15 protein-coding genes are annotated in these 12,038 nt (G+C 62.8%); 6 read left to right on the top strand and 9 right to left on the bottom strand.

The genetic code is table 11. The annotated features are described in order from the left end of the window. Positions 1-10: 10 nt before the first annotated feature. The 4 genes from ACF8EA_RS09985 to ACF8EA_RS09970 all read right to left on the bottom strand — a co-directional run bounded on the left by ACF8EA_RS09985 (position 11) and on the right by ACF8EA_RS09970 (position 2,134). Positions 11-262, bottom strand: a complete 252-nt coding sequence (locus tag ACF8EA_RS09985) for a hypothetical protein (protein WP_004374436.1) — start codon at positions 260-262, stop codon at positions 11-13. An 8-nt stretch (positions 263-270) separates the two neighbouring features. Beyond that, on the bottom strand, positions 271-771 hold the full coding sequence (locus ACF8EA_RS09980; RefSeq protein ID WP_392521854.1) for a DUF4142 domain-containing protein: 501 nt from the start codon (positions 769-771) through the stop codon (positions 271-273). A gap of 110 nt (positions 772-881) precedes the next feature. Further along, on the bottom strand, positions 882-1,403 hold the full coding sequence (locus ACF8EA_RS09975) for a GNAT family N-acetyltransferase (protein WP_392521852.1): 522 nt from the start codon (positions 1,401-1,403) through the stop codon (positions 882-884). A gap of 17 nt (positions 1,404-1,420) precedes the next feature. Further along, positions 1,421-2,134 carry an MgtC/SapB family protein gene (locus ACF8EA_RS09970; RefSeq protein WP_392521850.1) on the bottom strand — a complete coding sequence of 238 codons (714 nt, stop codon included), beginning with the start codon at positions 2,132-2,134 and terminating at the stop codon, positions 1,421-1,423. Between the two features lie 394 nt (positions 2,135-2,528). Between ACF8EA_RS09970 and ACF8EA_RS09965 the strand changes: the two genes are divergently transcribed. Further along, complete coding sequence (locus ACF8EA_RS09965) at positions 2,529-2,996, top strand: sterol desaturase family protein (protein WP_021784734.1); 468 nt, start codon at positions 2,529-2,531, stop codon at positions 2,994-2,996. 42 nt (positions 2,997-3,038) lie between these two features. Here ACF8EA_RS09965 and ACF8EA_RS09960 read toward each other — a convergent pair whose 3' ends face one another. After that, positions 3,039-3,932 (bottom strand): bile acid:sodium symporter family protein, encoded by an 894-nt coding sequence (locus ACF8EA_RS09960; RefSeq protein ID WP_021784733.1) that lies wholly within the window; start codon positions 3,930-3,932, stop codon positions 3,039-3,041. Between the two features lie 184 nt (positions 3,933-4,116). Here ACF8EA_RS09960 and ACF8EA_RS09955 point away from each other — a divergent pair, with 184 nt between their 5' ends. The 5 genes from ACF8EA_RS09955 to ACF8EA_RS09935 all read left to right on the top strand — a co-directional run bounded on the left by ACF8EA_RS09955 (position 4,117) and on the right by ACF8EA_RS09935 (position 8,915). Then, positions 4,117-4,980 carry a Dyp-type peroxidase gene (locus ACF8EA_RS09955; RefSeq protein ID WP_392521849.1) on the top strand — a complete coding sequence of 288 codons (864 nt, stop codon included), beginning with the start codon at positions 4,117-4,119 and terminating at the stop codon, positions 4,978-4,980. 89 nt (positions 4,981-5,069) lie between these two features. Further along, the gene (locus ACF8EA_RS09950) at positions 5,070-5,981 is read left to right on the top strand and encodes an aldo/keto reductase (protein WP_392521847.1); all 912 of its coding nucleotides are present in this window, start codon (positions 5,070-5,072) and stop codon (positions 5,979-5,981) included. Positions 5,982-5,985: 4 nt separating this feature from the next. Continuing rightward, positions 5,986-7,269: an NTP/NDP exchange transporter gene (locus tag ACF8EA_RS09945; RefSeq protein ID WP_392521963.1), complete on the top strand. Its 1,284-nt coding sequence runs from the start codon at positions 5,986-5,988 to the stop codon at positions 7,267-7,269. A 151-nt stretch (positions 7,270-7,420) separates the two neighbouring features. Further along, on the top strand, positions 7,421-8,008 hold the full coding sequence (locus ACF8EA_RS09940) for a nucleosidase (protein ID WP_392521845.1): 588 nt from the start codon (positions 7,421-7,423) through the stop codon (positions 8,006-8,008). 85 nt (positions 8,009-8,093) lie between these two features. Then, on the top strand, positions 8,094-8,915 hold the full coding sequence (locus tag ACF8EA_RS09935; RefSeq protein ID WP_392521843.1) for a Ku protein: 822 nt from the start codon (positions 8,094-8,096) through the stop codon (positions 8,913-8,915). Between the two features lie 23 nt (positions 8,916-8,938). On the opposite strand, the gene ACF8EA_RS09930 is transcribed toward ACF8EA_RS09935, so the two are convergent. The 4 genes from ACF8EA_RS09930 to ACF8EA_RS09915 are packed head-to-tail and all read right to left on the bottom strand — an operon-like array spanning position 8,939 to position 12,001. Then, positions 8,939-9,598 (bottom strand): glycosyltransferase, encoded by a 660-nt coding sequence (locus ACF8EA_RS09930; RefSeq protein ID WP_392521841.1) that lies wholly within the window; start codon positions 9,596-9,598, stop codon positions 8,939-8,941. Continuing rightward, positions 9,595-10,194 carry a bifunctional 2-polyprenyl-6-hydroxyphenol methylase/3-demethylubiquinol 3-O-methyltransferase UbiG gene (locus ACF8EA_RS09925; protein ID WP_021784723.1) on the bottom strand — a complete coding sequence of 200 codons (600 nt, stop codon included), beginning with the start codon at positions 10,192-10,194 and terminating at the stop codon, positions 9,595-9,597. Before ACF8EA_RS09925 ends, ACF8EA_RS09930 begins: the two co-directional genes overlap by 4 nt. A gap of 11 nt (positions 10,195-10,205) precedes the next feature. Continuing rightward, positions 10,206-10,961, bottom strand: a complete 756-nt coding sequence (locus ACF8EA_RS09920; protein WP_392521961.1) for a PIG-L deacetylase family protein — start codon at positions 10,959-10,961, stop codon at positions 10,206-10,208. Further along, positions 10,958-12,001 (bottom strand): acyl-CoA dehydrogenase family protein, encoded by a 1,044-nt coding sequence (locus ACF8EA_RS09915; protein WP_103444394.1) that lies wholly within the window; start codon positions 11,999-12,001, stop codon positions 10,958-10,960. The genes ACF8EA_RS09920 and ACF8EA_RS09915 overlap by 4 nt, the downstream gene beginning before the upstream one ends. Positions 12,002-12,038: the final 37 nt, after the last annotated feature.

Raw genomic sequence — 12,038 nt, 5'->3', positions numbered from 1 at the left:
CAGACGACTGTCAGCCTTCAGCGCGCCTGGCGGCCTCTACGCCCGCCGCCGACAGCTTGATCGGATAGTGCACGCTGATCTGGTGATCACTGCTTACCGCCACGCTACCGTCGTGAATCAAACCGGCTTCCTGCAACGTCTTGAGCATGCCGGCCACCGCCTTTTCACCGCGGTAGTTGTCCAGCACTTCCTTGCCTAGCCCTTCGGGGTGGGCATGCAGCAGGCGGGTAAGTACTTCGGTCTTCAATGCATCGTTACTCATGAGGGGCCTCACTTGCCGTGGTTGGACTGAAGAGCCTTGGCCTGCTCCAGGTGCTGTTCGAGTTTGGGCAGCGTTTCGCTGGCAAAGGCCTTCAGCTCGGCCTTGTCGGACGAAGCAGCCTCCTTCTTGAACAGTTCCATCGCTTTTTCGTGAGCGTCGACCTGGTTGTTGAGGTACGCCTTGTCGAAGGATTCATCGCGCCATTCCAGGATCATTTTCTTGACCTTGTCGGTCATTGCGGCCTCATCCGGAACCGAAATGTCCAATTTGCGGGCAATGTCGCCGAGTTTCTGGTTGGCCTGGGTGTGGTCGGTGACCATTTGCCGGGCGAATGTCTTGATCTCGGCGTTCTGGCTTTTCTCCTGAGCCAGCTTGCCAGTCACCACTTCGGCAATACCGGCCTCGGTGGCCGCATCGACGAAATCATCGGAAGTCGCCGCCATTGCGTGTACCGATGCCAGGCCCAGCACCATGGAGAAACCAACGCGTCTGATGAAGAGACTATTCATGCTTCACTCCTTAAACCGTGGCGCGACCTCAGTGTCGCGTACGGTTGAGGGTGAAGGCGTGGCAAAGGTTTAATCTTTTTCGCTGCCGGTTTCGACCGCGCGACACTGAACTATAGGGTGAGAGGCGGCGAAACGCGCAGACGCATTGCACAACGCCCACTGAGACCGTGAGCATGCTCGCTCGCGAGGATGCTCTGGAGTCGTTCGCAAAGCCGGCTTTCCTGAAGCATCTCGAATCCGAAACGTGCATAGAACGGCGCATTCCAAGGCACATCCACAAAGGTGGTCAGCGTCAGCTCGCGTACACCGGCGCAGCGCGCTGCATCGACCACTTGCTGCAGCAACCGGCGCCCGACACCTTGCCCTTGGACCTCCTGGCGCACCGATATTTCATGAAGGTGCAATGCATGATCCGCCAGCCGGGCGCATGCAAAACCCACAATGCACCCAGCCGCGTCCTGCGCCACCCAACTACCACCTGCCTCGACGAAAGCCCTGTGCGCCGAACAGTCCATGACTTCGCCTTGCGCCAGCCAGGCCAGTGCCGGCCAACTGACAAATGCCTGGGCTGCCGAGCGCTCGACGTCCGGCAGCCACTCAATGTCCTGTTCAAGGGTAGGGCGGATAAACATGAATCACTCCTGTCGTTCTAATCCGTCGCCAGCACCTGCGGCTTTAATTGCCAGCGCACCGAGCTTACACCTTTCTCCAGGCTGACCCTGCTGACCAGGCGCTCCAGTTGCGCCGGCGCCTGCGCGGTGCCCAACAGCTCCGCGCGCACTTCCAGGCGCGCAGGGTTGTCCAGGTCCTGGCTCTGCAACGACTGCAGGCGCAGTTGTGGGTCGCCCAGGCTATGCAACATCAGGCTACGCACCTGGATCTCATCCTCGCCGCGACAGACGATACGGACTTCGAAATGCTGTTCCACCTCGTTGGCCGGCACCACATCCTGACGGTCGAGGCGCTGGGCGATATCACGCAACAAGATGTTGGCGCAGAGCACCACCAGGCTGCCCAGTGCCGCCTCCATCATCAGCCCGAGGCTGCACAGCACGCCGACCGCAGCCGTGCACCACAAGGTGGCCGCGGTGTTCAGGCCACGTACATTGAAGCCATCGCGCATGATGACACCACCGCCGAGAAAGCCGATGCCCGACACTACATAGGCTGCGACGCGCGACGCATCGGCAGGCGCCATGCCTGGCACCGCCTGGGTCATCAATACGAACAGGCAGGCACCGATACTGACCAGCGCATTGGTGCGCAGGCCGGTCAGGCGCTGGCGCAATTGCCGCTCGGCACCGATCAGCGCCCCCAGCACCAAGGCAATGCTGACGCGCAGCAGAAATACTTTCCAATCCATAGCAAACCTCTTCCGCAGGCATACGCCCGCATGAACGCCATCAGTTGGCGCGGTTGAAAAACCAGAAATTGCGCAGGACCACGAGGAGGGAAGGAGAAGCGGGGTTACAGGAAACCACCGTCTTGCCGGAGCGGCCAGACAGTGCAGAACACTGCCGGGCTAGCGCGCCACGCGGGCCTGTCGCAAGCGACTGGGGCTACTGTCCAAGGCAGGTCTCCTGTTGAGGAAGGCAAAATTGCGTCGCGGACCATACGCCGCGTGGCAGAGCAGGTCAAGGGCAAAAACATGACAATGGCTTCATCCGGGAACGGCCTGCAGCCGGTCACGCCACATGGAAAAAAACCTGGGTAGCCGGTAACCTTGCGCCTCCCTTTGCCATCACCCGGACCGTTCCATGCTGTTCAATCTCGCCGTATTGTTCGGCACCCTGGTGGCCATGGAGGGCGTTGGTACGCTGGCTCACAAGTACATCATGCATGGCTGGGGCTGGTGGCTGCACCGCTCGCACCATGAGCCACACCTGGGCATGCTCGAAACCAACGACCTGTACCTGGTGGCCCTGGGGCTGATCGCCACGGCGCTGGTGGCACTGGGTAAAAGTGGGTATGCGCCTTTGCAGTGGGTGGGCGGTGGTGTGGCAGGCTATGGGGCGCTGTATGTACTGGCCCACGACGGCTTCTTTCACCGGCATTGGCCGCGTAAGCCGCGGCCGGTCAATCGCTACCTGAAGCGCTTGCACCGTGCGCACCGCTTGCATCATGCGGTGAAGGGGCGCACGGGGGGTGTGTCGTTCGGTTTTTTCTATGCGCCGCCGCTGAAGGTGTTGAAGCAGCAACTGCGCAGCAGGCGCAGCCAATCGTGACGCATCCCTGACAGGCCCGGCACCTCCGGGCATTGAGTGACATCAGTTCACTGGTTCACCCTTGGGGTCTGCCGCCACATGTCCGCGGCTCACCCACCAGCCAAAACCGGCCGCGGTAAAGAACATGATCAAGCTGTACAACGCAGCCGGCACCGCCATGGTCGCGTTGTTCAGCAGCGAAGGGCTTAACGCCAGGGCAATCGCCAAGGTCCCGTTATGGATGCCAATCTCCATACCAATGGCAATTGCCTGGCGCTTGGGAATGTTCAACAGCCGCGGCACCCAATAGCCCACCGTCAGGCTCAGCAGGTTGAACAGCAGCGCCGCCAGGCCCACCACCGGTGCGTACTCGACCACCGTCTGCCAGTCCTTGGCCAATGCCAGGACGATGGTGAAGGCCAGGAACAGCGCCGCCACCAGCTTCATCGGTTTTTCCATGCGCGCAGCGAACGCCGGGGCGAAATGGCGAATCAGCATGCCCAGCGCCACCGGCAGCAAGACGATGGCGAACACCTGCATGACCTTGGCAAACTGCAGTGGAATAGCCTGGTCCGAGGCCATGAACCAGCTCAGCGACAGGTTCACCAGCAACGGCATGGTCAGGATCGCGATCAGCGAGTTGACTGCCGTCAGGGTAATGTTCAACGCCACGTCACCATGGGCCAGATGGCTGAACAGGTTGGCCGTGGTACCACCCGGTGAAGCGGCCAGCAGCATCAGCCCCACTGCCAGGGCAGATTCCAGGCCAAAGCCGTTGGCGATCAGGAAGCACACCAGCGGTAACAGCAGGATCTGGCACACCAGGCCCACCACCACGGGCTTTGGGTACTTCACCACGCGAGCGAAGTCAGCCAGGGTCAGTGACAACCCAAGGCCAAGCATGATGATGCCCAAGGCTAGCGGGAGAAACGCAGTAAGCAGGGGCGAGGCGGTCATGAGTGGACTCTCGGGCGAAGGATCTGAAGCAGTGTAGGTCGCCCTTGATTGATAGCTAATTGCAAAGGGCCAGCTCTTGGTAACCGTTTGTTACCAAGAGCAGCAGCTGCCGAGGCTGCATGCCGCATTGCGGCAGGCACGCAGGCGAAGTAGCATTCCGCTTTTACCCTAGGATTAGCCTGATATGCCGTTCCAGCAAGGTCTGCTTGCCACCCCGGTGCCGGCCCACGCCCGTCACCTGTTCTTCACCCTGCAGTCGCCCGAGGCGTTGCCTGCCGCGCTGGATGCCTTGCTGCCGCAGGTCGATGGCGAACAACTGTTGCTCGGCATCGGCGCCCCCTTGGTCAAGGCCCTGGGCCGTGAAGTACCAGGCCTGCGCGCTTTCCCGCTGCTGGATGCCGCAGTGGAGAACCCCAGCACCCAACACGCCCTGTGGCTGTGGCTGCGTGGCGACGAACGTGGCGACCTGCTGCTGCGCGCCCAGGCCCTGGAGCAGGCGCTGGCACCCGCCCTGCAGTTGGCCGACAGCGTTGATGGCTTCCTGCACCGCGGTGGCCATGACCTTACCGGTTACGAAGACGGCACCGAAAACCCGGTGGACGAAGATGCCGTACAGGCGGCCATTGCCGCCGATGGCTCCAGCTTTGCCACGTTCCAGCTATGGAAGCACGACCTGGAATACTTCAAGTCGCTGCCCCAGGCTGACCAGGACAACATCATCGGCCGCCGCCTGAGCGACAACGAAGAGCTCGACGACGCCCCCGAGTCCGCGCACGTCAAGCGCACTGCCCAGGAAAGCTTTGAACCGGAAGCGTTCATGGTCCGTCGCTCGGTAGCCTGGGCCGACCAGCGCGGCGCCGGCCTGGCCTTCGTCGCCTTGGGCAAGAGTTTCGATGCATTCGAAGTGCAATTGCGGCGCATGAGTGGCCTGGAAGACGGCATCATCGACGGATTGTACCGCTTTAGCCGCCCGCTGACGGGTGGCTACTACTGGTGCCCGCCGATGGGCGAGACGGGGGTTGATCTGGGCCCATTGCTGCATGCCTGATCATTAAACATCCAGATACAGAAACACCCGCAGGCGAGTGACAGAGCGGCTAGCCTTGAAAGTTTCCGGTTCGTGACGGGAGATTTTCCGTGTACGCACGTCGTGATGTCCTACGCGCAGGTGCAGCTTTGGGGTTGCTGGCTGCCGCCAGCCCTTGGCTGCACGCTGCGGTGCCAGCGGGTTTGCTAGCCCGTAAAATACCGTCCACCGGCGAAGCGTTGCCGGTGATCGGTGCCGGTACTTCCGGCAGTTTCGAGGTAGTAAGCGGTTCACCCCAATACCTTCAGCTCAGAACCGTGCTGAAGGCGTTTTTCGAAGGCGGCGGCCGGGTGATCGACACCTCGCCCAACTACGGGGGGGCCGACAGCATTCTCGGCCAGTTGCTGGAAGAGGGCGGCTGGCACCGCCAGTGCTTCATTGCCACCAAGGTCGCCGCCAATAGCCGGGCTGAAGCCCAGGCGCAGTGGGTCGGCAGCCTCAAGAGCCTGCGTACCGACAAGGTGGACTTGCTGCAGATTCACAACCTGCGTGACTGGCAGACCCAGCTGCCTTATGCCCACGAGCTGAAGCAGCAGGGCGGGACACGTTATGTCGGCATCACCCATTACCTGAACAGTGGCCACGACGACGTCGCCCGTATCGTGCGCAGCGAGCCGCTTGACTTCATCCAGATCAACTACGCGGTCAACGCCCCCGACGCCGCCCGTGAACTGCTGCCACTGTGCCAGGACAAGGGTGTTGCGGTACTGATCAACCGGGCCTTCGACGATGGCCGACTGTTCGCCCGGGTCAAGGGCCAGGCCTTGCCGGGCTGGGCTGCCGAAGCAGGCATCGGCAGCTGGGCACAGCTATTTCTCAAGTTCGCCATCAGCCACCCGGCAGTGACCACGGTCATACCTGCTACCAGTCGGCCTGATCGCCAGCTCGATCAGCTCAAGGCCGGGCATGGGCCAATGCTCACCCAGGCGCAGCAACAGGCGCTGATCAAGCAGTTTGCCTGACACCATGCAAGCCTGGCGGCGGCGCCTGGACCAAGCGCTGAACATCCAGCCTGGGGAGGGGCCGGCGGTAGTCGCCGGTTTGCTGCTGTTCTACCTGCTGTTCACCGGTTACTTCATGCTGCGCCCGGTCCGCGAAACCATGGGCGTTGCCGGTGGCGTGGAAAACTTGCAGTGGTTGTTCACCGGCACCTTCATTGCCACGTTGGCGTGCCTGCCGCTGTTTGGCTGGCTGGCATCCAAGGTGCAGCGCGGGCATATCCTGCCTTGGACCTATGGTTTTTTCGTCAGCAACCTGTTGCTGTTCGCGGCACTGTTGGCCGGTAACCCTGACGATCTCTGGACCGCCCGGGCTTTCTACATCTGGCTGTCGGTGTTCAATTTGCTGACGATCTCGCTGGCCTGGAGCGTGCTCGCCGATCTGTTTTCCACCGGCCAAGGCAAGCGGCTGTTCGGCCTGCTGGCAGCCGGGGCCAGCCTGGGCGGGCTCAGTGGCCCCATGCTTGGCACCTTGCTGGTGGCGCCGCTCGGCCATGCCGGGTTGCTGGTGCTGGCGGCGCTATTGCTGCTGGGCAGTGTCGGCGCGACACTGTTTCTGCAACGTTGGCGAGCACGCCAGCCCATGCCGATACAAACCCGGCACCAGGACTCGCGGCCGCTGGGCGGCAACCCGTTTACCGGCGCCACCGCCGTCCTGCGCTCGCCCTATCTGCTAGGCATCGCTTTGTTCGTGGTGTTGCTGGCCAGCGTCAGCACATTCTTGTACTTCGAGCAGGCGCGTATTGTCAGCGAAACGTTCACTGACCGCACCCGGCAGACACAGGTGTTCGGCCTGATCGACATGGTTGTGCAGGCCCTGGCCATCCTTACCCAGGTCTTTCTTACCGGGCGCCTGGCCCGTCGGCTGGGGGTCGGTGTGTTGCTGGTTGCAGTGCCGCTGGTGATGGCTGCCGGTTTCTTGTGGCTGGCACTGGCCCCGGTTTTCGCCCTATTCGTGGTGGTAATGGTGGTGCGTCGGGCGGGTGAATACGCATTGGTGCGGCCGGGGCGGGAGATGCTGTTCACCGTGCTGCCCGCCGAGGACAAGTACAAAGCCAAGAACTTCATCGACACGGTGGTCTACCGTGGCGGCGATGCCCTGAGCGGCTGGGTCAAGCGGGCGCTGGACGTGTTGGGCGAGCACCCGCAATTGGCGATGCTCATCGGCGCGCTGCTTGCCGTGGGCTGGGCCGCGACGGGTGGCTGGCTGGGCCGGCGCCAGGCGCGCATGGAGAGCCCGCCGCACCACTGACAAGCGCACCCAATATGGCAATGTCGCTGAACGCCACCGGCCCGAACCTCTCGTAATAAAGCGAATCTGCCGATATCGCCGGGACTTGCATTTAGCCCGGGTTGTCCGACAATGGCCGCGCCCTTTGCAGCCACTCGGAAACACCTGCTCCATGATGCTGATCAAGCAATTCCCCGACATTTCCCTGGATGACACGCTGTTCGTCTTTGCCCTCGAGGCCGAGGCTGGCGATGTCTTTACCGAGGTGAACACCGTGTTCACCGGCATTGGCAAGGTCAATGCCGCTATCGCCCTGACCAAGGCGATCGCAACGCGCAGGCCCAAGCTTATCGTCAACCTGGGCTCGGCTGGCAGCCAGCGTCATGGCAAGGGCGAAGTCGTGTGCTGTAACCGCTTCGTTCAACGCGACATGGATGTGACCCCACTGGGCTTTGCCCGCTATGAAACGCCCTTGTCCGATACCCCGGTGGTTCTCGAGCACGGGGCGATAATTCCCGGCCTGGCGGTGGAAACCTGTGGCAGCGGTGACAGCTTCGAGATCAACCATGGCGACGCGCCTTACGACGTGGTCGACATGGAAGCCTATGTGCTGGCATTGATCGCGCGTGACGAAGGTATTCCGTTCGTGTGCCTGAAATACATTTCCGATGATGCGGGCAGCGAAGCCGCGGGGGATTGGGCGGTACAGGTGCACCTGGCGGCCGAAGCGTTCAAGCGGGTGCTGTTCAGCCAGGCGTAACGGTTGCCGCAGGGCAGGGCAGCTAAACCTTTGTCGCCGGGCGCAGTCACTTCTGGTATCAGCAGGCAACCCTGGGAGCACCCTCATGGCTCGGGCAATCTGGAAAGGCGCCATCAGTTTTGGCCTTGTGCACATCCCCGTGGCACTCAATACCGCCGTGCGCACCGAGCGTGTGGATTTCGACTGGCTGGACAAGCGCAGCATGGAGCCGGTCGGCTACAAGCGGGTGAACAAGGTGACCGGCAAGGAAATCGACAAGGACAATATCGTCAAGGGCGTAGAGTTCGAGAAGGGCCGCTACGTGGTGATCAGTGAGGAGGAGATCCGTAAGGCCCGGCCCGAAGCGACCCAGACCATCGATATCTTTTCCTTTGTAGAAGCGGGCGACATTCCGCTGCAGCATTTCGATACGCCGTACTACCTGACACCGGACCGCCGTGGCGGCAAGGTGTATGCCTTGCTGCGCGAGACGCTGGAAAAGACCGGCAAGGTGGCCCTGGCCACCGTGGTATTGCATACCCGGCAGCACCTGGCGCTGCTGCGACCCCTGGACGATGCGCTGGTGATGATCACCTTGCGCTGGCCTGAGGAGGTGCGAGGGCTGGAAACGCTGGAGCTGGACTCCAGCGTCACCGACAGTAAGGTGGAGAAGCGCGAACTGGAGATGGCCAAGCGCCTGGTAGAGGACATGAGCGGGCCCTGGAAGCCTGAGGATTATCATGACGCCTTCCGCCAGACGATCATGAACCTGGTGGAAGAGAAAGCCAGCAAGGGCAAGATCGAGGCGGTGGAGAAGGGCGACGCAGGTGGGGCCGAGAAAGGTGCGGACATCCTCGACCTTACCGAACTGCTCAAGCGCAGCCTGGGTGGCAAGAAACCGGTGAAAAAAGCGCGCAAAGCTTCATGAACACTGCCGAAATCCCAGTGATTTCAGGACTGCGCCTGTAACCCGGCCAGGTAATCCCCAAACCCCTCTCGGGCGCGGCTATCGCGCCGGCTGCTGGTGGCCACACTATGCCTGGCGGTCCAGACGATCTGGGCACCGCTGGCCTGCAGGTCGCTGACCAGTTGCACATCTTCATGCGCCGCCAGGGGCTGGAAGCCACCTACACGCTCATAAGCATCGGTACATACCCCCAGATTCGCGCCGTGCACATGCCGATGCCCTTCACACGCCTGGTAGCGGCTCTGGTACAGCTTGCGCAGCGCGGCGGTCTGCCAGGGTTGCCAGTAATCGACATGCACGGTGCCGCAAACCACCTCGGCGCTACAGGCCAGCTGCGACAGCAGCCAGTGCGCAGGGACTCGGCTGTCCGCATCGGTGCACGCCAGCCACGTGGCGCCACGCTCGACCATGTGCGCCGCCCCAACACGACGTGCCATGCCGACATTACCGGCATCCACCTCCAGCGTGTGTACACCGAAACGCCGCGCCACGGCGGCGCTGCCGTCGCTGCAGCGGTCCAGCACCACCAGCACTTCCACGTGCAGTCCCGCTTGCTGCGTCTGCCGGGCAGCCACCAGCACCGCCCGCAGGCATCGCCCAAGGCGGCGGGCTTCGTTATGCGCAGGGATGACAACGGCGATCATGGGCACGTCTCATCGAGATCGACAACGCTTGGCTGGCATGACCAGCACTCCAGCAAAAAGTCCGCCTCCTCATGCCGGAACTGCTGATGCAACGGCAAATGCCGGGTCAACATACGGTGCACCTCGCGACCATCCTGCGGGCAACCCGCGATAGGGTGCTTCCAGTGGCAGGCCAGTAGCGTGCCGTCGTAGCCAAGGCTGGCCACCGACTGTTCGATCACCTGCAGCCAGTCGGTGGGATCAAGGTAATAGCCGACCTCGCTGAGCACGATCAGGTCAAAGCGGCCGCCCGGCCAGTCCCCTGGTAGCCGGGCCCGCTCGACCGTAGCATTGTGCAGGTGCGCCAGGCGTTCCCGGGCCAGGCCTACGGCCGTCGGGTCCAGGTCCTGGCATAGCAGGTCAGCGCAGCGCTCGGCCAGCAGCGCACTGAGCTCGCCATTCGCGCAGGCTGGCTCGAACACACGCTGATAGCACTGCCGTGGCAAGCTGGCCATCACCAGCTCGCGTTTGCGCTTCTCATACCAGCGGGTGCGAAAGGCCCAAGGATCTTCATTGGTGGCGTATAGCTCGGCAAAATACTGAGGATCGAGGCTCATGACAGCTCCATTCAAAGGAACACCAGTTCGAAAGGTTGCAGAAGGCAATCCAACAGGTGCGGCGGTAGCACCGGCGGCTGCTCGCCGTCCGGCTGCAGCTGGCTGACGTGAGCGGCCAAGGCTTTGCGCTTGCGTGCCAAATGGCTTTCATCGAGCTGCAGACGGTGCGCACGGGGCCATGGCAGGCGCGGGTCGTCAGGCTCAGCCCAGTGCCAGGCCCAGACCGGTACCTCAGCCAATTGCACCCCACGGGCTGCAGCCGCCTGCGCAGCGGCGCGGCCTACGGCCTCGTGATCGCAATGGCCGTCACTGCGCCAGGTGGCCATCAGCAGATCATTGGGGCGAAGTAACTGCGTGAGGTGACTGGCCAGAAACGCTTCTTCGCGCGGCAACTGGCCGTCCTTCAGATGGAGCCTGCGCCAGTCCAGGCGCTCGAGGTCCAGGTCGAGCTGTTGCAGGGCCTGTCGGCTTTCCTGAGGGCGTTGGCGGCGCAAGCGATGCTCGGTCCAATGGCTGGAGCCGGGGTGGCTGCCTTCGCCGTCGGTGGCGGAGACCAGCACCAGCTCATCCTCGCGCCCTTTGAAGCCTGCCAGCAGGCCGCCGGCCATGAGAATTTCGTCATCCGGATGCGGCGCAATCAATACCAGCCGGCGCCCCGGCGGGCACAGTTGGCATGCGTCGAGCCAGGTTGCACGCGCCAGGTGCGCGCTATGCTGCCAGGCTGTCCAGGGCGTGCCACCGGCGGACTGGATCAGGTTCTGGTTCATAGCTGCCATACCCCCGCCGGCAAGTGGGCCAACTGCTGGCCCAGCATCGCCAGATCGCGCTCGGCATGGCTCTGGCGCAGGAACACCGGCAGGTCGGCGCTCAGCCGGGCAAAATGACTGCTGCGACAGAACGGCGTGGCCCCCAAGGCACGACCGACGTGGCTGATAACCTGCTCTACGGCCTGTTCTACCTGGGCGCGGGTGCGGCGAACTTCGAAACTGGCATCCACGCCGGGCTGTTGATCGATCCAGGCAGCACATTCACGCAGTGATGCACGGGCGCCATGCAATGCAGCGTCCACAGCCCCCAGATGCGCATCGGCATGCGGGTCTGGGCGGGGTTTGCGGCAATGTTCACGCAGGTAATCCGCCAGCGCCTCGGCCGCGCCGTACCAGCAGGCGGCGATACCCGCACCGCCTTGCCAGAAACCAGGGCGCGAGAGGTATTGGCCTGGCGTGCCAATGAGCGTGCCTGGGGTATCGTTGAACGCCACCTCGACACTGGCGGTGGTGGCCATGCCAACGGCCTGCCAGTGTTCGATGTTCAGGCCCTGGCTTGGCTGTGACAGCTCGATTGCCACCAATTGCGGCTGCTCGGCCTCATCCCAGGCGGTAATCAGCGCGCGATCGATCTGCAAGGCACCTGAACACCAGGCTTTGGTGCCGTTCAGGCGCACCTGGTCGCCTTCACGCGCAGTGATGTGGACCCGTGCATCGGGCGGCTCTGCCGCCCACACGCCCCAGATGCCGTCGTTGGCGTGGTGCGCTGCGCCGCATTCCGCCAGGATCGCCAAGGCATCGGTATGGCCCTCATAGAGCTTGGCCAGCGCCAGGTCGCAACCGGCCACCCGTGCCAAGGTCTGCCAGCGACGCAAGGTGTTGCCTTGCCCCGGCAGCGGCAGCAGGTCGAGGTGATCAGCTTGCAGCGCCTGGATCAGTTGCGGCAATTGGGTGTCCAGGTTGAGCGGTAACTGGCGTTCGCCAAAGGTGCGTAAAAGGCGGTCAAGGGTGGTCAGGTTGAAGTCCTGAACGATGCTCATGGTCGGGCCTCCCGGGTCGTGTCCAATCGCTTGGGCG

This window comes from Pseudomonas sp. YQ_5 (assembly GCF_043103305.1).
Taxonomy (GTDB): domain Bacteria; phylum Pseudomonadota; class Gammaproteobacteria; order Pseudomonadales; family Pseudomonadaceae; genus Aquipseudomonas; species Aquipseudomonas putida_Y.
Note: the sequence above shows the minus strand (reverse complement) of the source record. Positions and strands in the feature narration are given on the sequence as shown.

Coding starts and splice junctions, on each gene's coding strand:
- ACF8EA_RS09925 (WP_021784723.1), bottom strand. CDS start 10,194: ATGAGCCTCGATCCTCAGTATTTTGCCGAGCTATACGCCACCAATGAA.
- ACF8EA_RS09970 (WP_392521850.1), bottom strand. CDS start 2,134: ATGGATTGGAAAGTATTTCTGCTGCGCGTCAGCATTGCCTTGGTGCTG.
- ACF8EA_RS09985 (WP_004374436.1), bottom strand. CDS start 262: ATGAGTAACGATGCATTGAAGACCGAAGTACTTACCCGCCTGCTGCAT.
- ACF8EA_RS09945 (WP_392521963.1), top strand. CDS start 5,986: ATGCAAGCCTGGCGGCGGCGCCTGGACCAAGCGCTGAACATCCAGCCT.
- ACF8EA_RS09980 (WP_392521854.1), bottom strand. CDS start 771: ATGAATAGTCTCTTCATCAGACGCGTTGGTTTCTCCATGGTGCTGGGC.
- ACF8EA_RS09940 (WP_392521845.1), top strand. CDS start 7,421: ATGATGCTGATCAAGCAATTCCCCGACATTTCCCTGGATGACACGCTG.
- ACF8EA_RS09960 (WP_021784733.1), bottom strand. CDS start 3,932: ATGACCGCCTCGCCCCTGCTTACTGCGTTTCTCCCGCTAGCCTTGGGC.
- ACF8EA_RS09955 (WP_392521849.1), top strand. CDS start 4,117: ATGCCGTTCCAGCAAGGTCTGCTTGCCACCCCGGTGCCGGCCCACGCC.
- ACF8EA_RS09915 (WP_103444394.1), bottom strand. CDS start 12,001: ATGAGCATCGTTCAGGACTTCAACCTGACCACCCTTGACCGCCTTTTA.
- ACF8EA_RS09930 (WP_392521841.1), bottom strand. CDS start 9,598: ATGATCGCCGTTGTCATCCCTGCGCATAACGAAGCCCGCCGCCTTGGG.
- ACF8EA_RS09920 (WP_392521961.1), bottom strand. CDS start 10,961: ATGAACCAGAACCTGATCCAGTCCGCCGGTGGCACGCCCTGGACAGCC.
- ACF8EA_RS09965 (WP_021784734.1), top strand. CDS start 2,529: ATGCTGTTCAATCTCGCCGTATTGTTCGGCACCCTGGTGGCCATGGAG.
- ACF8EA_RS09935 (WP_392521843.1), top strand. CDS start 8,094: ATGGCTCGGGCAATCTGGAAAGGCGCCATCAGTTTTGGCCTTGTGCAC.
- ACF8EA_RS09975 (WP_392521852.1), bottom strand. CDS start 1,403: ATGTTTATCCGCCCTACCCTTGAACAGGACATTGAGTGGCTGCCGGAC.